We start from the raw sequence: 24007 nt of genomic DNA, 5'->3' as shown, positions 1-24007 counted from the left end.
ATTACTAAAGGTTGTTGTATACGTGTAAGAGAGGTGATAAAAATTGAAAAGTCAAAGAAAAGAATATGAATTTTCAGAAAAATGGGTAGAATGCTTAAACTGTTCCCAAGAGTACGTAATCGAGTATGTAATTGATGAGCGAGATACAAAAGGTTGCCCCGTTTGTGGTTCCTATGCTCATGAAGATCCCGCAAGTGAATATAGCAATTGGAGCGCTTAAAAAATGAGCGAATATATTGAAAACAATAATTCAGATAAACCACAAGTTAATATATATATTGGAGAAGACGAATGGGCGAACTATTCTTTTCAAAACAAGGTTCGATTATTGTATCGACTCAAAAACTCTGACAATTTACTAGCTAAAAAATTGGTAAAATCTATTTCTTCATTAATAGAAGAAGAACAAAAGATGAGCGAGATTGATTACGAAGCAACACTAAAACAATGTGAAGATACCATTGAATAGTTTGAATAAAAAATACGTACCAATATTACTTGATTTTTGAAGCAATTAGACACTTCTTACCTTCACGTATATGAATAAACCAACAACAAACATCACAGATTTTAAATCCGGGTATAGAAATTATCTATGTTTTCTACAAAGAAAACATAGATATCCCGAAATAACTATTCCCATTTAAGACAACCTATTCCTAACAGACGAATTTAAACTGATTGGAAAGTTCATCAATTGAATCACACAATTATTGCTTGATTCAAATTATTAATTTTAACATCAACAATAACAAAACAGATACTTCCTCTAAATTTCCCTCAAACATAGTCTACGAGTAACTACTATTATCCTTTTTATGAACTATTCTAATCCAAGCTTGATTAATTTTTTTATTTTTACATTACACAGATAAAAATTTGTCTTTATATAGAGACGAGAATAAAGCAAAACGCCTTAAGGGCGTACTAAAAGGAGTTCGTACCGAAAAAAGCCAGTGAAGTTTCATGTGCAAACCTTGCCCCATGATGAACTACTGCGACGGATTACAAATTTAGCTCCAGATAAGGAGGTAGTCGCTGCATGACTCCGGATGAAATTGGCATTATCGAAAAGATTTTTGTTAGCATTACTGAGGGTGATAAACCTTTTATGGTTCTCTTTGCGATTATCATGCTATTTGTTATCTTTATGTCCATAAAGGTTATGGGATATGTTCGTAGTGTTAGTGATAGTCACAAGGAACAAATCACCTCTATGAATGAAAACATGAAAGAACAGCGTGAAGACCATTATAAAATGATAGCGGAAGATCGGCTTCGCTCTGACAATCGTGAAAGAGAATTATTCGTAAACTTAGAAAAGAACACCCAACAGCTTGAAGGTATTGCTACAACATTAAAAGAGGTACAATTCAATTTCACTAGCTTAGAAAACAAAGTCACTCAAAACTTTGATTATCTAGAGAAAGAAATTGAAAGTGTTAAGATTAAAGTTAGTAAAAAAGAAAACTACGAGTAATCGTGGTTTTTTATTATGCCTAAATTATAAAATGCTTTAATACCAACTGGTTTGTGTTCATTTTTCATCCCTTCTGGTATTACATTTTTTTAAGGTAATTAGAATAATAATTCGGGCAACCAATTATATTCATATGAAATTAAATATCTTCTTTTCCAAAATTACCTTGAATATGATCATGTCCGCAAACTCAACCGCCTGCATTTATACAAAGAATTGTAATACTATATTAAGGATTTAGCTCAAATCCTATAAACAGGTTATACACTATTGTAAGATACGAAAGAAATACATCATCACCAGCATAATTAATCGATATGTAGATTGGAATTATTTAATAGGTTCTTAAAAAATCCCCAAATACCTCGTATCTTGAGAAGATATCATCTGGCATCTACTGTATACATCTGAAATAATTAATATCATTAGATTAACCATAATATGTTTTTTAATTGACGTATTTTCTTTTTATATGATGCTCATATAGTACCACGTCAAATACACATCTATATGTTATTTATGCTATGTTGGAACATAAACTTCTTCATCGAATTCAAAAATTTTAGTAACTGCACCAAAATGAATTTGTTATCCATACGGTTACATTTTATTTCGAAACCTCAAAGTCACTTCAATACACAAAGTTAAAGTGCTTTAAACAAGCAAGTGTTATCAATTGAAAAGTATAAGTCAAATTCCTTTTCTAATTGTTCTTATCCCCACAATTTAATTTCCTTTTGATTAAACCTAGTATTTCTAGGCTGTCATTTCCCTAAATTTATTAACTCCGACGACCGCATCAATAACTATTTAATTAATACTTTTTATCTATTTAAGTAAAATTAATAAAAATGTTAGCGTTAAACACCGACAGCTGATAATCTTGTACCAACTCTATATGAAATCTGTATTTTTTCCACATCTTTCTTACTCTCCATAGCTAATTTATTTCTTATGAGCTCTTCTTGATCAAGTAATCTATTCAATTCAGAACGTTGCTTGTCAGTAAGTTTATCCAAATTCTCATTTATCCATATAGATTGCTTATTAGATAATGGGTGGAATAGACTTTTAAAAACGTGGCAACCACTACACCCCTCTTTACTTGACCAAGGATATGTACCAAATTTTAAAAATTCTCCTCTAGTTGCAATTTCGTTATAGTTCGTTTTATTTTTTATTTTATATTTTTCAATAAGCTCATTGGCAAGTTCGCTATGCTTACCGTAGTCACATTCATAGAAAATACCATCCGGTGCTAAATATCCCGATAACCCATATCTCATTTCTCTCATTTTCCTATTCCCTCTTGTTCTGTTAGTTTATGATTTTTCTACCTTTTACGAACTGATGTTCTTATTATATAAAAAATAATAAGAAATTAAAACAAAATTTTGATATTTTTTACCAAATAAATAAAAATTTAAATTTCTTTTCTCTCTTTAATTTTAAGATGTTCTAAAGAAGGGAAAAACTCTATGAATACAAATTTTCTTAATCCTTTTGAAGCATAGTCTTCTTTACTGTGTCCACTATTTTAATTTCACAATGAATAAAATATTTAAACCTATTACCTAAACATTTTATTACAACACACTCTGTTGGACTTGATTATAAAACACTGTGCTTTCTTCTAGTAAATTAACTTGTTCGCCTAACTTTTCAATTTAATAATTAAGAGGAACAAGCTCTTTTTGATTTTAAAACGTTACATTCTAACTTAGAGTTATATCAGAAATTCACAAACCTTATATTTTCCTCAAAATAAAAGAGAGACGTAAATACGTCTCTTTCTTTCAAGTATAGTTCATTTATAGTGAGGTACATATCAAGAAAGATAAGTCTTATACTCCTATAATAGGACTCAATAATTAAATTTTGAGACTTTCAAAAAGAGTTATGTAATAATTAACCCCCTTCTCTTAGGTACCTCTACTCTCCAAAAAATTCTCTGCTGGTGCAAATCTTGCCTCCAACAGTATGTCATTGATAACAAATCCAATATTGAATTCATCGTTTTCAAAATCTAAATAAATGGGTTTAGCTTTTAATTCTTTTTTAATATAGAGTTCATCCATATCTTCAATATTATCCTCTGTAAGTAAGTGTCTTCGATCTTTATTAGGTTCTAACACTGCTATGCCTATAGATGGAAAATACAAAAGAACATTAATTGAACCCACTTTAACATTTTCTTCGAACATTAAATGATAAAAAGAATTCTTAATGATCTCTATCGCTTCTTGCTTATTCATGACTAATTCCTCCCTCAAGCACTCCATCTTCCTTTATACCACATTTGCTAAAAAGCTAAAAGGTACCTTTTCTTATAAATGCTAAATTGAGCTAACTCACCTTTAAATATTTGAGATAATACTTTACACCCTCATTTCTAATGGTTCAAATTCTTAAAATAAGTTAGTCCAGGAAGGAATTATTGTGCTTAAATTTATTAACGTTTGAGGTGAAAAGTTATAGAAATGACAGATAACGACGATATAACCGTTTTGAATTAAGATTTAAAAATTCTCTTCTTAAAAACTCTCTAAAAAGAAAATACAGAAGAATTGAGTGAATTGATACTCTTTTTGAGAATATAAAATTTCTAAACCTTTTATAAGGACTAAACCATTAATTTAAACATTAATACATTAAAAAAACTAACAAAAGCTTTGGACACAATACTTTATCTTATAAAAAATATAGGACTGAGATAGAACCTATCTACACGATTAGTTAGCGTAAAATCTTTTATAGTACCGGTAAAGTAAAGAAATAAGACACTTCCTATAAAATCATTTTCATCTATAAATTAAGAGATACAAAAAGTAAGAGATACAATGATTTCAGAGGTGCTGTCTATGTTAGATATTTGTAGACTTACATAAGGGAGGTGTGGTTGCTTGAAGATTTACCGTGGTAATATAGGGGTAGATTTATCTCTTGAAGAATTCTCCGGACTTATAGTAGATGAAGAGAAAATTGATGACTTGCTCAACCTCATATATACATTGGAGATGGATGAAATAATGAACTATAATAGAGATGACATTCAAGCTCTTGAAGAAAGCCTATTCCAAGAAATTGCAGAGTACCAATGCAAACAAAATTCAAATGAATCAACTGCAAAAATGGAGTATATCTTAGCCCACTTAAAAAAATACGAGCGTTAAAGCTCCACAAGATGAATACATTCAATCTCTATTGTTTGAATGTACAGCAAGTTTGAAGTAGATTGGGATAGAAATAGTCCAGCCCCTAGTTATAATCCCCAAAAATTATTTTTCAAATTACTCCAACAAATACTTTGCCACCTAAGATTAATGTATCTATATAATTATTATTTCTCACCATCAAAATAAAAAGACTCAGGATAAATTTCCTGAGTCTTCTCTTCTAATGGCCTTTGGAAAACTTAATATAAAAGATGTTACTCCATCTGCTGTGCCATGAACAGTTATTCGACCTTTATACAGATTCATTACTTCTTTAGCTATGGTCAAGCCTAAACCAGATCCTTGTTTTGAATTCCCCAAATTTTTCCCACGATAATAACGATCGAAGAGAAAAGGAATCTCTTTTTGATCAATAACAACCCCCGTATTGGTGATAGAAATATATACCATATTATCAGTTCTTTTAGAAATGGTATCTATTTTAACTATATTTGAATTCATTGAATACTTAACAGCATTATCAAGAATTGGATTCATCATTAAGAAAAAATGGTTCCTGTCTATAAATATCTCAACTTCTTCAGAATCATAGTCTGTCTCAAAAATAAAACTCGGATAGGTTTCTTGCTTAAATCTTAACAAGAAATTTACTAAATATTTCACGTCATAGTAATTGGCACTATCAATATTTGGGATTTGTTTCAAACGGGCTAGTTCCAGCGTAGTTGATATAATGGCCGTTCCCCTAATTATATTATCTTCAATAGCATCTAGTTTTTCAGCAACTAGTTTATCATCACTTTTTCCATATATTTTAATAACATCAACAGATTGTTTGATTGCCGTAAGATATGTCTTTATCTCATGCGATACATCTTGCATGGAATTAAGATTGTTTTGTACAAGATCATGCATCCTGTCTAACACTGCATTAAAACGATGAACAATTTTTGATATTTCTTCTCCATACAAAGGATCTTCAATCCTTGTTTGATAATTATTATCTACTACATTTTCAAAACTTGAATCGATTGCACTTTGTAATGGTTTAAAAATAAATTTTAAACATACTAATACTGACACAACTGAAAAGAAGAAAAACCAAATGAACATATATAAGAAGTTTTCCATGCTATTAACCATTTGCATCTTCAAATTAGGTGTTATATCTTTTTTTATGATTATCGTGTCATAATGACCTTTATGTTTAAAAGAATGTAAAATCTCACCATATGCTTTATTTTTTTCATCAATATAAAAACTATAACTATCTTTATCAGCAGTAGCATCTAGTGATTTCATATGTGCTTTAATAGAATCAAAAAAGGTTGGGACGAATAAGGTCAGTATTTGAGCTTCAAACATACCAAATTTATCATTCTGTTCATACTCAGCTGCATAATGATAATCTTGTGCTCCTTGTTCACCCATGCGAATTTTCATTGATTCACCTGGATAGCTAATCTGCTTAAAGAACTCAGAATCAAGTTCCTGTGATGCACCTATTCCTGAAGAAACTATTTTGTCCTGTATTTTCTCTACCCTGGAAAACATAGATTCAAATTCTCTTTGAGTTGTTAGTTGTAGCTCATTATAAATAGAAAATAAATTGACTGGTATTGCTGAAACAAGAACAAGTATAAGGGTTAATAAAACTACTTGCACACGTAGTTTATCACGTTTCACAAAATTATTGAGAAATTTCCTAATCTTATTTCCCATTAGGTATCACCTCTCGATTCCTGATGCAAGGGTATGATTAATGTAAAAATGTTTTTGCCATCTTCATAACTCTTTACATGAATTTTCCCCTTATATAAATGCATCACTTTTTTGGATATTGTTAAACCCATTCCGAACCCTTTCATTGAATTTTCAATATTCTTCCCTCTGTAATATCTATTAAATAACTGTGAGATTTCCTCTTTTTCAATTTGAATACCCCAATTAATAATATCAATATATACATAGTTTGAATATTTACCTTCTCGAATATGAATGACTATCTCATTACTATGCAATGAATACCTAACTGCATTTTCAATAATAGGATTTAAGGCTAATACAAAATGTTCTTTATTAAAATGAATAATTGGCGAGCTTACATCATATTTACCAATAAAATCAAAATCAGGAAAAACCTTTTTTATATATTGTAGGTAATTCTCAATCATTTCTTTTACATCCCGAGATTTTGTAGCATCCATATGAATTCCCCGGTCTAATTTTGCAAGATCGAGAAATGTAGACATAACTTTTGTAATTTGTTCAATATTATCATCTATTGACTTTAATTTTTGTTCTACAATTAGTTTATTATTTGTTCCGTAAAATCGTAGCATATCAATAGATTGTTTAATTGAGGTTAACTTATTGTTTACCTCATGTGAAACATCCTGCATGGACTCTATATTAACTTCAATATGATTTTGCATTTGCTCAAGAATATCATTGATTTGATGCTGAACATTGCTTATTTCTTTTCCATAACTATCCTTTATGTCTATTCTAGCCTTGTAATCCTTTTCTTTTAACTCCACAAATGATTTATCAAGAGCTTTCCCAAAGAAGCGAAATACTAGGCCAATCCCAAAATAGATAAATATACTTATAGCAATAATGAAATACAATAAGTAAATAAAAAATTCTTTTTGATATTTCTCTATTAGCTTTATAACAATTGGTGTTACGTTTCTTTTTACTATAATCGTTTCATTATTATCTCCATGTTTAAAAGTATGCTTATAAGTCATATAATAAAGGCCATTTGTTTCATCGTTACGAATTGATATGTTACCTAATTTATTTATTTCTTTTTGATGTCTTTTAACTAAAGTTTCTATTAAAAAGGCTGCAAAGTATTTATCTACACTACTTATTGCTTCTTCGTTTTGTTTAATGTAGAAAGTGTATTCAATGTTTTTTGCTGCAGATGAAACTTTTATTTCTTCACCTTTTAATAGAATTCCATCAAAAAATTCCTGATGTATCTTATCAACCCCGCCAATTCTCCAAGCTTCATTTTCAATCTGAATCGCTCTGTACTTGATATGACTAAACGCTTCTTCCCCATTTTTTAAAACAACAGAAATAAAAAATAGTAGCTGAATGGGTATTGTAATTAAGGTAACAGCAATGACTGCCACCGCCATTATCTTCATATGTAATTTATTATTTTTTATCCTTCTAGCAACTAGAGACTTCAAGAACATAACCCTTACCTCGAACTGTTTTGATTATATCAATATCAAGTGAATTTCTTAACCTACGGATATTTACTTCCAGAGTATTTGTTTCTTGAAGTTCTGAAGGATCATATCCCCAAATATTTTTATATAATTCTTCTTTAGAAATAATTTGTCCCTTATGAATGATGAAGTAATGTAATAATTCGAAAAGTTGTTTAGTTAAATGAACATGCTTACCCTCAACAATTACTTTGTGCGTTAATAAATTAATCTCAATATTACCGCATCGAGTAATTCCTCCGTTAGAAATATCGTTACTACAACTTCTTCTTAAAACTGTTCGGATTCTCGCAAGCAACACCGTTAAGTCATATGGTTTTGTTATATAGTCTTCTGCTCCCATATCTAAGCCTTGCATAATATCTAGCGGTTCGCTTCTTGATGTCAGGAGTAAATATGGAATTTTCTTTTTTTGATTCACTAACCTTGCAACTTCAAGGCCATTTGAAATACGAGTATTTAACTCTCCCACTGTTTTCTTTAACATGACATCTAATATCATTAAGTCATAATCATTAGATACAGCAGCATTCACTGCTTCATCACCAGTAGTAAACCAATCAATATGATAATTTTCGCTTCTTAAAATCATTTCAAGTGTGCTACCGATTTCAACTTCATCTTCAAGTAATAATAATCTGTACAATTTTCTCCCTCCCACGGGTCTTTTAAGTGCGAAATGTTTGAAAACAACGCAAAAAATCCCCTGTTAGAAGGCGAAATTAAGCAGTGAATTCGTTTATCTTTCCATAATTGTTTTGTACATAATGCAATTAATGTCTGTAAAAGGTACTACTTACGAGTAACGTTCAATCTTGTAAGTATCGTCCAAATTCCTCATATTATTTTTTAACCTTTATACGTGAAACACTTTTTATAACTACATGTACATTAACTTTTCTGCTTAAATCCTCTTTTAAAACTTGGAGTAATTCTACATTGTGCTTCATTTTCTCACTTTTGTCGTATTCCTAAAATTCTGCCCTACCTATTCAAGATTGAAAGCATACTTATAAATGTTTACACACTTCAATCATCTTTCACGACATATTTGCCACGAATGAATTTAATCCTACATTTAAGTACGTCATCGTATAGAAAAAATCTAATTAATTCAGTATTTCTGCCAATATAATCGATAGCTTTTTCTTATTTACATACCAATCTGAAATAGAAGCAATACTTTCATAATCCATTCTTAGTGAAACACCTAGCATACTCGGCATTTCAACTACCTGTTTTAAATGTTGGTTTAGGTCAAGTTCCATTTTATCTTTCAATTCTTCTGATGTATAGACTTTTATTTCATTTAGTCGAAAAACGTTTTCCTTCCTATTTATGTTACATACTATACTCAACTACCTACACTTTCACTTCGTTTAGAAGAGAAAATTCCTAAATAAAGATTTCTCTGGAATTCTAATTTATTAGACCATCTTCACAGTCCATGCAGTTAGAAACCTTATCGCTTCATTCTTTAATTTGAGACTTTGTCCAAATAATTTTCCATATATTAATCAATTCTAGCTACCTTTACTAGCTGTTTATTTTAATGAGAAGATTCCTTCGTTCTTATTAGATTTGAAACCCAGGATACTGTTTATTTTTTTAAAAAAAGTGTATTTGCATCCGCAATGTTGCAAATAGACGACTGAATCGCAATACTATCCACTTCTTTTTGCAAAATAAACACTTTCTTCATGGCAGAAAGTTTATGAAAGCATATACCATATGTCAAACCTTTCCCTGTATCTTTGTATACGTTATCCCAAAGAGAATAGAAAGTGATTAACTATAACATGTAAATAGCTAACTATTTTATTAGTTACCAGTGCCTGTGCTTAATTTGGTTAGATACAAAATTTAGATACTTTATTGCGCCTCATTTCTTTCACCTCCATTTCGATATAGGTCTATTATACACCAAACGTACATTCGGTATATAGTACCACTTTATGTACGTGGAAAAATTAATATGGTTCCTGTCATCTCTTGTCCGAAACAAACTCATCTTCTCCTACTTACTTCGCGTTCTTTGAGGAATGCATAAAAATGGCCCATCAAATAATACAATGGGCCATTTTTATAAAACTTTTTTAATTCTATTTTTCTTAATATAAAGTATTACGCTATTCATTGTACTTCTTTCAGTTTGTTTACCTAAATAATAGTTATACCAAAATTGCTTTTCCTTCTAATGTTCTCCTGATTTTCTCAGCAACCGTGCCCAATGATATCCATATCATCAACTAGTTAAGAAATTCTATCTTGATATCTCTTCGTCCAAAGTCATTCATTCTGTCAGCATCTGTCATATAAATGTCTACTATGTTTCCTTTTATAGCACCACCTCGATCTTCGACAGTGTAAATTCCATTAATATATGGATAAGAATCACATGTAATTCTTACTCTTGTTCCCATTGGAACCGAGCGATCCATTGCAATCATACCTGGTTGTATTGTCTTACCTGAAGCTGTTATACCTGTAACTCCTGGCTCGTTTAATGTATAAGCAGTACCAATCCCCATAATCGTTTTAGAAACACTAGTATCTTTAGCAGTAGGAGGATCAGATTTGTCTGATGATGTTTTTTCAGGCATCACTGGCCTGGCAGATTCCTTCGCTTCGCGCAATTGCTTAGCTAAATCTGCATTCTCTGCTTGAAGTTTCTGATTCTCTTCTTGAGACTGATGTTTCCCCTCATTCATAGCTTCGTTTTCATTTTTTATTTCTTCTAATTCAATAGAAAGCTGTTCTGTATTAGCTGCAATTTGTTTTTTTGTTCTTCTAATACTTTGTTGTTTTCATTCGCGGTTTTTAATTCTAGGACAGTTTGTTTATGGTTTTTCTCTAAGGATTTCACTTCTTTGTTTAACTCTTGAATCTCATAAAATTGAAATCCTACACCGCTAGCCACTACGGTTGCTGCCGTGACTTTTAAACAGTTCTGTATTATTTTTCCCTTTTTGATTTTTGTTTTCATTTTGAATCAAGTCCTCTCATTATTATATTTCTGTTGTTACAGTAGTGAGAAAGTTAGAAGTTTTTATAGAGAAGTAAAATAAAAAAGAGCCCTCCTAAAAGAACGGACTCTTTATACATTATTTTTATTCTTTAACTTCAGGAAACTCTTTCTTTTCGAACCACTGATGACGGCAAGCACGCTTTAAGCATGTATACTTAATCCTTGTTTTCCATTCATCTTTATATGCACGAGGATTTTGACACTCCGGGCATGTATTCTCGACGTAACGTTCTTTGTATGTATTCCCCTTTGTCTTATGACCTCTTGATTGTGCATTATATGATACGATTTGTTTGTTCTCCATATAAACTACCTCATCCCTATGCAAAATTTGTAACAGTTGTTTTACCTTAAAAATCATTTACACCATAATATAAAATGTCCAAACAGAATATAAGCACTTACACTTGATTTTACAAGTCTTTATTGTATTTTTTTATTATTTTGATATTCTAAAAAATCATAGAGGATTGAAAGCCGCTTTCCTTCGAGGATTTGAACGAGTTTAAAATCATTTTTCACTGCCTCTACATTATAAATATCTCCAATAATGAAATGCTCGATATCTTCCATTATTGTGGCTAATTCCTTATGAGCAGTGCCGAATTTATCTTCAAAGTCTTTTGCAAACAGAATTGGAAATGAAGCATAAATTCGATTAAATTCATTAATCATATAACGATGAATATACAGCATATACTCCTTCATTTCCCGAATTTCTTGTAAACCAATAGATACAGCCCTTGATTCTTGTTCTCTATTAATAGGAGGTAATGGCATTTCACCTACAAACTCTTCCAACTTTTCATCTTTAATGGAAGGAGAAATATACCCCTCAGTTGATTTTTCCCTATCTTCATGCGATAAGATTTTTTTCCCTTCTGCTCTTAACAAGACCTCTTGTAATTTATCTCTCGATTGATAAATCACCGCATCATTCTCTTCTTTGTTGTTTTCTAGTAGTTCACCAAATGTTTTTTCAAATATATTTGATTTATCTTTGTTTGACATTTTATTTACTACTCCCTTGTTATATGAATAAGTATGGTGAATTCGGCTTCTTTCAGTAATATTATTAAAACCTACTACTCTTCCAACTGAACCTTGTCTAAAAATTATAAGCACATGGACATCTTTTTTAGATAGACATTCCCGCTTACATTTATTGTAAAATTATCCCATGGATATAATTACTGGTACCACTTAATTTTCCCATATTATACATAAAAAAACTAATTAAATTAGAATGAAGATTCTATGACATTTTATTTATTTACAAATAAATCTGATTATTATCTATAAAAAGAAAGCCATCATCATAAAGATGCCTGCCCTCTTCATTAATTATTTATTGCCACCACCAAGAAATACTACTAGTAATAGACATCTTAGTTGCAGCCATTGAAAGATTAAACATCATTTTTTTGAGCATTCGTTTTTACCTCCTTAATTGTTTTGTCAAACTGTTTTTCTGTCCGTTCTTTTCTTATGGAAAATATTAAAAGTAGAATAAATACTAAAGTTGAGCTAATAGTTAAAAATATTAAATTCAAATCAGTACCTTTTACATGTGTCATAAACATTGAAGCAGGTAGAACAATTGCCGCAACAAGAGAAATTCCTATCACTATATATTTCTCATATTTAAAACGTATTTTTTCGAAATCAAATTTAAAAGTCCACTCTTGAGAATAAAGAACAAATGCTAATAAAGCATAGCTAAAACCAGATGTAATATCCATTGCATAATTCCTCCAAATATGCTCTTTCAATTCAGAAGGACTAAAAAATCCAAGTGAAGCAAATATGATCATAATTTGAATAATAAGAGGTATAATGACACCTCCTGCAACAGTCACTACAAGTGCCCAAATAATAGAAAGCTTCTCTATAGCAGCTAAATAAAGGAAAGTTATCAGCATTCCTATAATCGGTACTAAATAACCAATACCTTCTTGTTTATTAAAGTAGATGGAGTAATTAATAATACTAGTACAAAAATGAAAGTAGAGAAATTATCGTAATGTTTCGATGGAACCTTAAACAGAATATAGCGCACATAATTGCATAACTGCCAATTCCCAAAATTGTTTGAGATAAAATAAACCAACCCAAGTTTGCTGAATTCAAATTTTTCACCCCTAAGATATAAAAACATATGCATTACACTCTAATAATTTTGCCATACTCCATTTTAAGATACCAATTAACTTTACATAAACATTCAATGAAATCATTGTCATCTTTCTAAACATTCTCACTAATTTATCCTTTCATTTTCCTCTTGGATTTTCTTATTTCTTGATTGAATGATCTCACTAGATAAATAAAGTAGATATTTTTCATCAAAACGAAATAACGGAGTGGGGTCAATTTTCTCAAAACACTTCAAATGTATATTTAAAAACAAATACTTAGGATTAATAATTATTTTTTAAAATGTGTATTTATAGCCTTTTTATCTTTTACCATTAAGTAATCCCGGGTTTTAAATCTCTATTTTTCTACACGACATTCCCAGCCGTTTGCTTTTCTTTCTGGTTTCTAATTTCTAGCCCCTTCCTTTAGTATTCTTATAAAGCTGAATCTATTTACATAATTACAAATTGCTACATTCTCATATTCGCCATTTGTTTCTTACTACACTTATGCAACAAGACCCAACTCCTGATCACAACGAGTGGTATACTTGTAGTTGGTAACATCATCTTTCGGACCAGTGATAGTAACAACTCTAGATTTGTAACAAACAGCTTGGTATCTAGATGTTACTAATATATAATGATTTTTAACCTTAGAAGGTTTGCGGTATTTTACATCACGAGCAAGATCTCGATTAATTTGCATTACAACACGTTTCTTAGAAGCAGTTCTTTTTCCAACACGTTGCTTATACCTCCTGACGGCATGTTCTGTAATTATCATCTTGAGCTTCCCCTTTCGGTTATACAAAAATATTTTCTATCTAATTGATTTTCTATTAAATTTTCTTCACAACTCTCAACTTCTTCAAATGGATTTAACGCCTAACTTTCGCATTTATTATAGTTGGTGGCTACAATTTAAATGCTGTATTTTCATTTGGTAATGTAAGTACTCATAAATGCAAATCCCCCCTATTCACAACTCTCAATAGAAACGTAAGCAGTTAATTTGAAAACGTCAATAAGTCGGTAAAAAAATAAGACGAGCATTTAAGCCCGTCTTACAAGATGACATTATTCCTTAAGTTCTTTTGTCTTTGACGTTACCTTGTTATCATTTATCAATGTCAGCACCGATGCGATAAATGTAACAACAGCAGCAACTTCTGCTTCACCTAATACAGGTAAAGGTTGATAGCCTTTAGAAGTCAAATACTGATTCAACCAAGCTAGTACAAAGACAATAATTCGAATTAATGCCCCCTTATTATCCATTAAAACATCTTTAAACATATGCAACACCCCAAAAAAAGAAGATATGGTACTTAATCACCATAACGAATTACAGAGATTAGAGCCATATCCTACTTTTTCTTCTCCCAACTTAAATCACATTTACAAAATCATGTTCTTAAGGGAGAGTAAACAAGTTCTATTATTGTTGCTATTTAGGTTTCACTCATTGGTGCATACGATTATCATAATTTACCTTAACCACATATCCAAGTTCTACAATTTTTAAATCCACTATTTTTCTCAAGGCTAGTAGGAATTTTTAATTACTCTTAAGCTTCTATTAACTTATGAACTATATCCTCTGATACAGCTTCATCCCCTAATTTGAAATCCCTCTTTCAAACATCTCTTTAGAGTATTAATCGAGGGATTTCAATGTAGCGGTTTTTAATATTGCTGTTGTTAATAATTTTAGGAGGCCAGGTTAGACCCTTTCTTGTTCCTTATAATCATGATTAACTGGTAAATTTAAACTTGTATACATATATAAACCAAACAAGTGACTTACAAACATCTTAACCCTAGTACATTTACCTTTCTTCTTACTTTAGTTAAGGGTATTAACTCTAAAAAAAGGGAGCCTCTTTCAAGGAGCTCTTGAACTAATTGGCTAAGACTTAGCAATCATTCATGATGTTTGAAAATTGCTCCGGAGTCGTATGCTTAGAAATAGCGCGGATAAGACATGATAAGTTAGGTTGTTGTTTTGCAGCAAACACTGCTTGATCAATTACTTCCATATACCCTTTCCCTTTACACATACAGCAAAATCCTTTCTCCGTAATACCGGTGCTATCACACCATGAACATGAACGATTCTTTAGCATAGCTAACCCTTCCTTTCAAAAAATATATACTGAACGAATAGTCGTAATCCTCACTTTTTTATAATAGAAATGTATTTTAGTTGACCATTCCGAACTGTCTAACATAGGAAAGTATGAATCTACTTCATTGTGTGTATTATGAATGCGCGTAGAATAAAGATGAGAAACTATTGGTAGGAACAATTTATAAGTTTGCTGACTAACAATAACAACAAAATCTTTATCCTTTAATTGTTCACCCCTAAATTGAATATAATCAAATCCTCCAAAAACAAATTTTACATCTATTAAATAGAAATAATCTATTTTCAAAGGTATTGGCTTCTCTTATAGGAAGTACTGTATTAAATCAATCTTTAATGTTTTGTGACTGAGTAAAAAAATTTTTATAATTCATAATAAATTTATCTTTCTTTGTTGATATGAAATGGGTCATATCATCTTTTAATCGACAAAACATTCTATTATCAAAACCAAAACTTATTAATTACACACATTAATTTTGCAATATTCATTTATTATCCTTCCCCGTTTCGTATTTTGTAACAAGTTCCTGTGCACGCAATAGAATTTCCACATCTTCATACAACTCAAACTGTTTGACGGGGTCCTTTTCATCCTTAGCACGTTTTTCCACCTTTTCAACAAGGCTTCCAAGATTAAAAGTTTGTTCTTGTTTCATGACTTGTTTAGTTACATATTCATACTCTTCTATTAAACAGTTGGATATTTGTTCTACAGATTTTTCATGCGATAAAGTTTGTCTATAAGAATTATAAAGGGTCATCGTAAATTGATGGAGCCCTTGTTTTAACTCCGACCGTAACCTTCTCTGATCACTCATATAATCACCTCCACCAATAAATAACCTACTTTAAAATGGTAAATCATCATCACTGATATTTATGTCACCAGTGAACATTTCAAAGTTATTTTGTTGTTGATTACTATTATTATCAAAGGTAAAAAATACAATGTTATTTGCGCGTAATTCCCAGTACGTAGTTTTATCCTTCTTAGAAGATTTCATTTTACCGATTACTTGCACAACAGAACCTTTCTTTTGGTATCTTTGTACCTTTTCACCCATTTTCCCCCAAACAGATACATTAAAGAAATCAGTAGTTTTTTTATCTCCATACCCATCATCTACTGCTACAGCAAAACGACAAACTGTCTTTTCACCATACGTATTACTCTCAGGATCACAAGTTAAGCGACCTGTAATTGTAATAATTTGATGCATAATAAATTACCTCCAACTAATGTTTAATTAATTTGGTAAAAATGTTTCATTTGCCACATGGTCATGAAGCTGTTTTAACAACAGAAATACAGCCAATTTAGTGGAGATTTTACTTTTCTTTAAAATCCTGTATAAAAACTTTACTTCTATTTATGACACGTGAAGATTACATTTCTCCCCAATTTTTCTCTATAAGTTTATTAAAAGGAGATTGTTGATAGTTTATTTACTATCTTTTTGAAAGAAGTACCTACATATTTCTATTAAAATATGATTATCATTAGTAGTGTCATGATTTATGAAAATAGAAGTACTTCTTAAACATTTCATGTTATAGTAAAATGTTTTTAATGAAACAACATCAAACTGCTTTTATGAGTTGTTAATAAATAACTCCTCTCAAAACGTAAGCACTTAAAAATTAAAAATCAAGGTAAAAAAAGAGCTTTCCCACGTAGTTTTTTTCTACACAAGTAAACTCTTTACATTAGGCGTATATATTATTTTAAATATATCTAATCTGTTAATAGTACGAGTGAGAGAATAATCATAAGTTACCAGAAAGAACAGGTTACAAAATCGCGTAAACCTTACCAACTACTACCCACCTAGCTAGTAATCCTCTTCGACCATTAGTATATCTATCTGTAGTATTATCGTTACATTAGTTACCTAGTACTAATTCATAACCTAGCCAATAAATAATTATTGTATTTCTAGTCTTATAAACCCTGGGGACTAAGTTGCTTAAAAATGTTTTCAACTAATATCAAACTCCTTTTCGTTTTATTAAAAACAAACGACCCAAACGGTATTTTAATCCGTGCTACCGCATAGGCTATGCAGAGCTATAGAACTATAATTTTTTAAAATGACAAACTTGAACCTGTAACTCTATGTGTGTAAGATAAGCGCTCTAACAGCTAAGCGAAAGAGAAATAATATTTAAAATCATAAGTACTTCTCTTTTATTTTCCGGTATTTATTTTTTATATTTAAATTAAGGGCTCCTACCACTCCCCTAATCTAGTATTGAATACTAGGGTCTTCTTCCTCACAGCGAAGACCATCCTAAAATCTATTAATTTAATTTTAAATATATTTGCTGGATTATTAAAAAAACCCTATAATCAAATAAAGTCAATAATAACTTTTAAATTATCTAAATAAAAAAGCAGACACAACATGTGCCTACTTTTTTGGAAATTAATATCTTGTTAGATTTGCATAAGATAGAGAAACCCAACCATCATGCACTCTCGCCCATCCATCACTAATATCGTAAATATTCCACGTTTCTCCATTAAGGATAGTACGAATAATATCCCCATCTGTAGAAGATTGTGTACGAACGTTTAGATTTGCAGTAGTTGTAATTTTCCCAATTGGATCACGTTTTCCAGCTAAATTTTCTGGATTTCCATTAGAACTTCCTGCAGGAGTAAACTTAACATAAGCAGGACCTGCTGACACCCACTGGTTTCCTCCAACATTGTATAGATCATTAGATAGTCCCCAAGTTTGATACATTTCACCTTTTTTCACTGTCTTAACAACTCGTGAATCAAAGCTAGCAAATTCCCTTACATTAAGTTCTGGAACAAGAATCTCAACAACACCAATACCATCTGAAGATGGGGGTTGAGTTACTGGTGGTGCTATAGTTGCACCCGTACCAGTAAGTTCAGCTTGTACTGCTGCTAAGAAACTATTCCAGCGCCCTTCATCTAAGATACGGTGTGGGCAATTCTTAACTGCTCTAGAATTACCGTTTCGAACACCAATCTCTGTCCAACTCTTATGAGTACGCACACGATCAATTCCCCATCCGCGTTCTCGTAACAGTTGAGCGACGAATTTAATTGCTAAACTTTCAGCTTTTTCGTATCTTGGACCACCAGACAACGAGTAACAGATTTCAACACCGATAGATTTTCGGTTTCCATTCCCACCGCCATCTCCACAATGCCAAGCATTACGATTAACTGGAATACCCTGTATAACTTCAATATCATCTACTGCAAAATGAAATGAAACCTCATTGTTATTTCTAATCATGTAATTTATTTCATTTTTTGCAGGAGCATCATTATACGTATTATGCACTGTAATATACTCTGCGTTCATAGAATAAGGAGCTTTGATTGGATATTTACTTGCAGCCACAAGATTTTGTATAACTGGAATGGCCATAGTCGTACACCTCCGTATAGATTAAAATACACGACTAAATTAACCACTTCCTATGTTTAGTTCAAGGTTAAACTTAATCTACTTTATTGAGCGCTCCTAAATGAAGAGAACTGATATGTCTATTTTTTTCTGTACCGCACTGTTTTTACCATTTGTCTACTACACTATTTCCAGAAAATAAGGGTAGCCTTTTCCATCCTATATTCTCTTTAATACCAGGCTATTAAGCTAAACCTGCTACTACCTTATCTTCTACCACCTCAAAGGATAGTTTAAAGCCTTCTTCTTCAACTAAATAAGTAGCAAGTTCACTTAGGATATATGCTGTGTATTCGTGCTTGTACTCTACAGACTCTTTAAAACCTAACATATTTGCCTTTTTATAAAAAACAGAAGAAAATAGAATTTCGTAAACCTTAATTCCACTAGGGTCTAAGCAAACTGTTTGACTAGCAGCTCCGTCTTCAATAATTTCGTTAACAACTTCATCAAGGATACTTTTTATTTTTCCCTCAGTAGTCTTAGCAGGTCTTTGTTGTTCTACTTGATTTTTAATATTTGCAGCAAAATCTTCTTTGGTATTCACTTCGGATTGAGCCTTTATATCTTCTACAAGTTTTTTGAAAGCAGCTTGTTCCTTGATGAAAGCTGCAAGATTAGCCTTTGGTTCTAATTTCATGTAAGGAATCATTACTGAAGAATCCATATCTACTTTCGCTACTTGTTCACGAATTTGTTTAGAAAGTTGTTGAGTTGAAATTTGAGAAGCTAATAAGCTAGCAAGAATTGGTTCTTGTATTGTTTTCTCTTCAGATTCAATTCCTACAATAGATAAGAGTTCTGTCAATAATGGATCAGTGAAAATACGAGAAATTACTTCGTTTATCCCTGCATGAGTTTCATTACCTTGTGGGTGTGAATTTAATACTGTTTTAAATTCTATTACCTCTCTTGGAGATGTTTCTAATAAAGCCTTTGCTACAGATTCAATGTATTCTTTAGCTAATGTTTTTTGCATAGTTAAAATCCTCCTGTATTGTCTTAGTTTGCTTAGTTATTTGTTACTCGATTTATATAGCGTTCGCTATCTGCAATTTCAAAAATATGAAAATCCACTCTAATTAAGAGGTGTTCATTAGTGTTTAAGAAATCTTCTTTTGTTTTTAATGTAATGCAATCTAATGTATAATTCCTCTAACTAGAAAACCAGATACGTGAGGAACAACTACATCTGGTACTGCATCCAGAACACTACCTTCTACCGGTCCTAATTCTTCTGTTGTCAATCTGTTCATATTCCTTTTGAATTCTTTAAGACTACAGACTGTATTTTATGAAGTGCATCAGCCCACCTCATCTTACCTCTTATTTTGAGTCGCTTTAAGAGGATTCGACGTTATATTTTTTGCATGTACAAACAAAACCATTTGAGAACAAAAAGTCAATAGGTCAGAAGAAAATTGTACACTTGTAATTTTCATTAAATCAATAAGACGTTATCCAACGCTTTATTCTGGTAATAATTTAATTTCTCTCACTAACACACGAAAAGGTTCAAATCCATGTGAAACAATAATATCTGTATTTGCCTTTGATTTGAATTTACAATCTCTTTTTAAGGCAAACATTTTCCCACTCGCAATTACAACATCACCTTTTTTAGCACTGAGTTTCTGCCATAAAGTTACTGGTACCACAATTAATAGCTCACCAAAACCATCATTAAGTGTTACATAGACAATATTAGCACCCGCAGTATCACTTAGATTATTCATGTTTACAATACTCTGAATCTGTCCACCACAAACAATTTCCTTCTCCTGCATTCCACTAGATTTTAAATTGTAGGAGAATTCGCTAATATGAGATTGTAGTCTCTTCATTAGTTTTGCTGCTTCTAACACCTCCGTATTAGTATCTACTAGTACATCTAGTTCGTTATTTACATAAATTTCTTTTAGTATATTTGTCATTTGAAAAATCCTTTATCACATAGTTTTTTGTTTTTTCAATAGATTAGATTATATTTTTATAGAGGAATACAGTAGAATCCACTAAAAATAAAAAAAGACCACTGATTCGAGAAGTCAATTCTCATTCAATCAAAACAGGTCCTTTACAATCTATTACTCCAATTAATAACTTCAAATATGCATTGAAAATTGCGAACAAATGCTAAATATGTCTTATTAATCAAGTATGTAATTACAGTCTACTTACTACATTAGTCAATCCCTCAATCACAGCAAGTTCGTTACTACACTTAATATGTCCCGAAGTACCACATGTTCTTTTACCATTGAAATATTTTCTAACATCCGTTTTACCCTGCCAATAATAAAGACCTAATACTTCCTATTAGGTAATGATTTCAATTCTGTATAGATAATTAGAAAACCTTCACATACTAAGGATTGGTTAAAATCTTTATTGACAATACAATGCAAAAGAATATTGCAATTGTTTCTAAAAACTTGGTATATTCTTCAAGAATTCGCCATACTAATCTTCACACTTAACTTGTCCCTTATGAATTCTTAATGTATGTAATGTTATATAACTAACAAGGTGATTAATTATATCTTTAACCCTACTAGTATTAGGAATACACTAAAATATTTTAGTTAAGTCGAAATTTTTTTCAAATTACTACATATGATTAGTAACTTTTATATTCAACTAGCTTCCTCGTACTCGATTTGTGCTTCTGGTTTTAAGTACATCTTCCGTTGTTCTTGCTTTCTTAAATGTCGTGGAAGGAACATCTTCGTACCGTTTAACCCAAATGCAATCCTATTCCAGTCTGTCAAGATAGTTGTTTTTAGCAACTTCGGATTTTGAAGAATGACATTGTATGCTTCACGTAACGTTAAGTCATCAAGATCAATCCCTTGTTCAGTAAGAAAATCAATTGTACTACCACGTTGAGTTAATAAGTCATCTAAACCGTTGTCTGTTAACGCTAACAAAGCTTTGAACTCGGTAAAAGTAAAACGATCTCGTACAATATGTTTATTTGTCGCCATTAAATCGTACTTGGCTAATTTTTCTGCAACCCTTTCTCCTTCTGCACTGTTAATTGTATAAATAGTAATATTAAGGCTTTTCAAAAATAATTCCTCCTAATGTTTTCTTAATGTAGGTAACATAAACACTTGATTTAAAAAATGCTAGTAATTTTATCAAAAGCACCACTTCATTTCAGAAAAAAATTGTAAACTTTAAAAACACAAGAAAAGTAGGAGCTTTAGCCCCTACTTAATTACAAAAACCATATCTCACTCAATTTTCCTATCTTTCAGATAAATGACATTATCGACATATTTCATTCATGTAACAAATAAAAATATATCCTATTTTGTTGAATAAACACTAGATTAACAAAGTTAATATTGTTTTTTAGTTAAAATAACATTTTTGTCATTAAATAACTAAAGTTAGTATTTGTAAAAAAGGTGATTGCAATCGCTATTTGTCCCTTGTATGATAAAACCAAGAAAAACAAACATCATTAAATCCGATTTGTCAATACCTTTTCGAGACATTTCATAAAAATTAACCTAAAAAATAGGCTGCGATGTTCGCCACATCGAGCCTAGGACAAAATTTAAAAGTAAGAACACTTATATTTTCGTTTTGAGTCTAAAATTGGAATGCGTAAATTAATATTTCAATTTGTATTTGTTCTATTATGAAAATCTATCATCTTTAATAATACAAAGATACTGCTCTTTATCTTTTTAATCTTTTGTCCTTTGCAAACTATTATACTACCAATGAATCTGGAGGCTTTTTTATGTTAAAAAAGAGAATTAATATAAAAGATATACCAAACGAAGAGTTCTATAAACTACCTAAAGTTTTCATTTGGAAAAAACAATATCGTGAGAATTTAAGTATCGGTGCGAAATTACTATACATGTTAATAAGAGATCGATTTAATTTATCTATATATACAACACAAATTTCAGTTGATAACGGAAACGACACGCCTGCCTTCGTAGATGAAAAAGGTGATATTTATTGTATTTTAGATAATCAAGAAATCGAATTCTCATTAAATATTTCAAACAAAACTGTTACGAAGTTCATGGAAGAGCTTATAGCTGAAGAACTTGTATCCACAGAATCAGTAGATGGAGGCGCTAATCGAATCTACTTGAATGAACCCGATCCTAGTGGAGCGTCATTAGCACATTTCCTAGGTGAAAAAGAATACTACAAACATGTTAAGATGCGTAAGAAAAAGAAGAAAGAACCATTAAAAACATTAGAAGAGTGTATAGCTACTGCCATAGATAAATACGGTGTAAAAAAAGTAGATAAGAAAAATTCCGGTACTAGGGAAGGAGAAATCCCGGTACCTAGTGACGGAAAAAGTACACCCCTTAGTGAGGAGAAAACTCCACCCCTAGGGGAGGAAAAAGTACATCCTAATAATATTTATTCTAGTTATCTTGACCTTAGTGAGATTTATCCCAACGAGAATGATACATATCCAAATAAATCTTCTAAAACAAAAATAGATGAAGAACCAATAGAAGAACTTAAAAATAATATTGTTTTACAAAAGAATAATTATGCCTTATTAAATCCTATCCTTGAACAAGTTGGGATCTGTCCCGATCTAAAGGCAATTAATGTTGTGAAGAAAATACTTGCAGAAGCTGGAATTACAACATTCCACAAGGTAGATGTATTAAATGCAATAGGTAAACATGCTATGAACGTCAAAAAGTATTTATCCCAAGGCGAAGTAATTGAATATGAACCTGCATTTTTCGCTAATAATCTTGTAGACCGTATTAGAGAGAATACTCTTAAGCGTCAAAACGAAGTAAAAAAACTGAAAAAGATAGAAAACCAACAAACCCATGAAACCACTTTTCATTTTTCTTCTTACAATTGGCTTGAAGCAAATTAAAAAAGGGTTCAGTTGCAAAAAACATTTGATAGAAATATAGACCCAATAAAGCCTATTTAATGACAGATTATGACGCACTTCCAAATAACTTATGTATGAACCTAACTTCATTTTAAATAGATTTCACCTATAAGTTAAGTTGGCTTTCATTACTTGCGTAACTTCAACGCCGTTCAATATACAAGTGGCTATTTCATACATCTTAAATTTCAAATCAGAACATACACATTTCTTAATGAAACAGAGGTCCTTTTCACTATATTATTATAATATTTAACTTTAATTATTTATATACTTTTCTCTCCTCTAAACTCATGAATTGCTATAGGAAGAGTTCTTGTTCTATAGCAATTCAACAGTTGAGAAAATAAAAAGACACTTTTTCACAATCTTTAAGTAAAATTCTGTATTTTAGACATACGTAAATGGAATTTCTCTTAGTGCA

At 31.0% G+C, this 24007-nt stretch carries 26 protein-coding genes and 1 pseudogene; 5 read left to right on the top strand and 22 right to left on the bottom strand.

Translation table 11 applies throughout. The features are described 5' to 3' along the window. Positions 1–43 precede the first annotated feature (43 nt). The 3 genes from HMPREF1014_RS31490 (at position 44) to HMPREF1014_RS06985 (ending at position 1480) form a co-directional block, all read left to right on the top strand. Positions 44–220, top strand: coding sequence for a hypothetical protein (locus tag HMPREF1014_RS31490; RefSeq protein WP_000842045.1), 177 nt, complete (start codon positions 44–46; stop codon positions 218–220). A 3-nt stretch (positions 221–223) separates the two neighbouring features. Continuing rightward, a complete protein-coding gene (locus HMPREF1014_RS06990) occupies positions 224–469 on the top strand; it encodes a hypothetical protein (protein ID WP_000006035.1) in 246 nt (81 codons plus the stop codon). A gap of 573 nt (positions 470–1042) precedes the next feature. After that, a complete protein-coding gene (locus tag HMPREF1014_RS06985) occupies positions 1043–1480 on the top strand; it encodes a hypothetical protein (RefSeq protein WP_000186692.1) in 438 nt (145 codons plus the stop codon). Between the two features lie 860 nt (positions 1481–2340). Here HMPREF1014_RS06985 and HMPREF1014_RS06980 read toward each other — a convergent pair. Continuing rightward, positions 2341–2775 (bottom strand): hypothetical protein, encoded by a 435-nt coding sequence (locus tag HMPREF1014_RS06980; RefSeq protein ID WP_001208833.1) that lies wholly within the window; start codon positions 2773–2775, stop codon positions 2341–2343. Between the two features lie 627 nt (positions 2776–3402). After that, positions 3403–3735 carry a hypothetical protein gene (locus HMPREF1014_RS06975; protein WP_001041141.1) on the bottom strand — a complete coding sequence of 111 codons (333 nt, stop codon included), beginning with the start codon at positions 3733–3735 and terminating at the stop codon, positions 3403–3405. Positions 3736–4383: 648 nt separating this feature from the next. On the opposite strand from HMPREF1014_RS06975, the gene HMPREF1014_RS06970 reads away from it, so the two are divergent. Further along, the gene (locus tag HMPREF1014_RS06970) at positions 4384–4653 is read left to right on the top strand and encodes a hypothetical protein (protein ID WP_000708628.1); all 270 of its coding nucleotides are present in this window, start codon (positions 4384–4386) and stop codon (positions 4651–4653) included. 195 nt (positions 4654–4848) lie between these two features. On the opposite strand, the gene HMPREF1014_RS06965 is transcribed toward HMPREF1014_RS06970, so the two are convergent. The 20 genes and pseudogenes from HMPREF1014_RS06965 to HMPREF1014_RS06870 all read right to left on the bottom strand — a co-directional run bounded on the left by HMPREF1014_RS06965 (position 4849) and on the right by HMPREF1014_RS06870 (position 21748). Further along, on the bottom strand, positions 4849–6378 hold the full coding sequence (locus HMPREF1014_RS06965) for a sensor histidine kinase (RefSeq protein ID WP_000527038.1): 1530 nt from the start codon (positions 6376–6378) through the stop codon (positions 4849–4851). Then, a complete protein-coding gene (locus HMPREF1014_RS06960; protein WP_009326642.1) occupies positions 6378–7868 on the bottom strand; it encodes a sensor histidine kinase in 1491 nt (496 codons plus the stop codon). Before HMPREF1014_RS06960 ends, HMPREF1014_RS06965 begins: the two co-directional genes overlap by 1 nt. Next, entirely contained in the window at positions 7843–8550 is a 708-nt protein-coding gene (locus HMPREF1014_RS06955) for a response regulator transcription factor (RefSeq protein ID WP_000286076.1), read from the bottom strand. Before HMPREF1014_RS06955 ends, HMPREF1014_RS06960 begins: the two co-directional genes overlap by 26 nt. A 463-nt stretch (positions 8551–9013) precedes the next feature. Then, the gene (locus HMPREF1014_RS29230) at positions 9014–9172 is read right to left on the bottom strand and encodes a hypothetical protein (protein WP_218920799.1); all 159 of its coding nucleotides are present in this window, start codon (positions 9170–9172) and stop codon (positions 9014–9016) included. A gap of 300 nt (positions 9173–9472) precedes the next feature. Further along, positions 9473–9736: pseudogene (locus HMPREF1014_RS32010) on the bottom strand (hypothetical protein); the annotation flags it as partial. Positions 9737–10153: 417 nt separating this feature from the next. Continuing rightward, positions 10154–10615 carry a 3D domain-containing protein gene (locus HMPREF1014_RS32005; RefSeq protein ID WP_002204722.1) on the bottom strand — a complete coding sequence of 154 codons (462 nt, stop codon included), beginning with the start codon at positions 10613–10615 and terminating at the stop codon, positions 10154–10156. A gap of 26 nt (positions 10616–10641) precedes the next feature. Then, complete coding sequence (locus HMPREF1014_RS32000) at positions 10642–10890, bottom strand: hypothetical protein (RefSeq protein WP_000850217.1); 249 nt, start codon at positions 10888–10890, stop codon at positions 10642–10644. A gap of 124 nt (positions 10891–11014) precedes the next feature. After that, positions 11015–11236: a zinc ribbon domain-containing protein gene (locus HMPREF1014_RS06935; RefSeq protein ID WP_000428645.1), complete on the bottom strand. Its 222-nt coding sequence runs from the start codon at positions 11234–11236 to the stop codon at positions 11015–11017. Positions 11237–11355: 119 nt separating this feature from the next. Further along, positions 11356–11943, bottom strand: coding sequence for a hypothetical protein (locus HMPREF1014_RS06930; RefSeq protein ID WP_000066112.1), 588 nt, complete (start codon positions 11941–11943; stop codon positions 11356–11358). A 398-nt stretch (positions 11944–12341) separates the two neighbouring features. After that, entirely contained in the window at positions 12342–12854 is a 513-nt protein-coding gene (locus HMPREF1014_RS06925) for a hypothetical protein (protein ID WP_009326641.1), read from the bottom strand. Between the two features lie 724 nt (positions 12855–13578). Further along, positions 13579–13857: a hypothetical protein gene (locus tag HMPREF1014_RS06920; RefSeq protein WP_000587333.1), complete on the bottom strand. Its 279-nt coding sequence runs from the start codon at positions 13855–13857 to the stop codon at positions 13579–13581. Positions 13858–14150: 293 nt separating this feature from the next. After that, complete coding sequence (locus tag HMPREF1014_RS06915; RefSeq protein WP_227069120.1) at positions 14151–14351, bottom strand: phage holin; 201 nt, start codon at positions 14349–14351, stop codon at positions 14151–14153. 638 nt (positions 14352–14989) lie between these two features. After that, positions 14990–15199 (bottom strand): hypothetical protein, encoded by a 210-nt coding sequence (locus HMPREF1014_RS06910; RefSeq protein ID WP_000916955.1) that lies wholly within the window; start codon positions 15197–15199, stop codon positions 14990–14992. A gap of 15 nt (positions 15200–15214) precedes the next feature. After that, positions 15215–15382: a dihydrofolate reductase family protein gene (locus HMPREF1014_RS31995; protein ID WP_232291888.1), complete on the bottom strand. Its 168-nt coding sequence runs from the start codon at positions 15380–15382 to the stop codon at positions 15215–15217. A 328-nt stretch (positions 15383–15710) separates the two neighbouring features. Then, the gene (locus HMPREF1014_RS06900; RefSeq protein ID WP_001283602.1) at positions 15711–16043 is read right to left on the bottom strand and encodes a hypothetical protein; all 333 of its coding nucleotides are present in this window, start codon (positions 16041–16043) and stop codon (positions 15711–15713) included. Positions 16044–16073: 30 nt separating this feature from the next. Continuing rightward, complete coding sequence (locus HMPREF1014_RS06895) at positions 16074–16445, bottom strand: single-stranded DNA-binding protein (protein WP_000553951.1); 372 nt, start codon at positions 16443–16445, stop codon at positions 16074–16076. A 1206-nt stretch (positions 16446–17651) separates the two neighbouring features. Beyond that, on the bottom strand, positions 17652–18638 hold the full coding sequence (locus HMPREF1014_RS06890; protein ID WP_001007309.1) for an N-acetylmuramoyl-L-alanine amidase: 987 nt from the start codon (positions 18636–18638) through the stop codon (positions 17652–17654). A 223-nt stretch (positions 18639–18861) separates the two neighbouring features. After that, a complete protein-coding gene (locus tag HMPREF1014_RS06885; RefSeq protein WP_001172955.1) occupies positions 18862–19656 on the bottom strand; it encodes a hypothetical protein in 795 nt (264 codons plus the stop codon). 490 nt (positions 19657–20146) lie between these two features. Beyond that, a complete protein-coding gene (locus HMPREF1014_RS06875) occupies positions 20147–20611 on the bottom strand; it encodes a hypothetical protein (protein WP_000181810.1) in 465 nt (154 codons plus the stop codon). A 702-nt stretch (positions 20612–21313) separates the two neighbouring features. Next, positions 21314–21748: an ArsC/Spx/MgsR family protein gene (locus HMPREF1014_RS06870; RefSeq protein WP_000838805.1), complete on the bottom strand. Its 435-nt coding sequence runs from the start codon at positions 21746–21748 to the stop codon at positions 21314–21316. A 686-nt stretch (positions 21749–22434) separates the two neighbouring features. On the opposite strand from HMPREF1014_RS06870, the gene HMPREF1014_RS06865 reads away from it, so the two are divergent. Continuing rightward, the gene (locus tag HMPREF1014_RS06865) at positions 22435–23562 is read left to right on the top strand and encodes a replication initiator protein A (protein WP_000914744.1); all 1128 of its coding nucleotides are present in this window, start codon (positions 22435–22437) and stop codon (positions 23560–23562) included. Positions 23563–24007 lie beyond the last annotated feature (445 nt).

Source organism: Bacillus sp. 7_6_55CFAA_CT2 (assembly GCF_000238655.1).
In the GTDB taxonomy this organism is placed as follows: Bacteria; Bacillota; Bacilli; order Bacillales; family Bacillaceae_G; genus Bacillus_A; species Bacillus_A cereus.
This window is presented reverse-complemented; position numbering and strand designations above follow the sequence as displayed.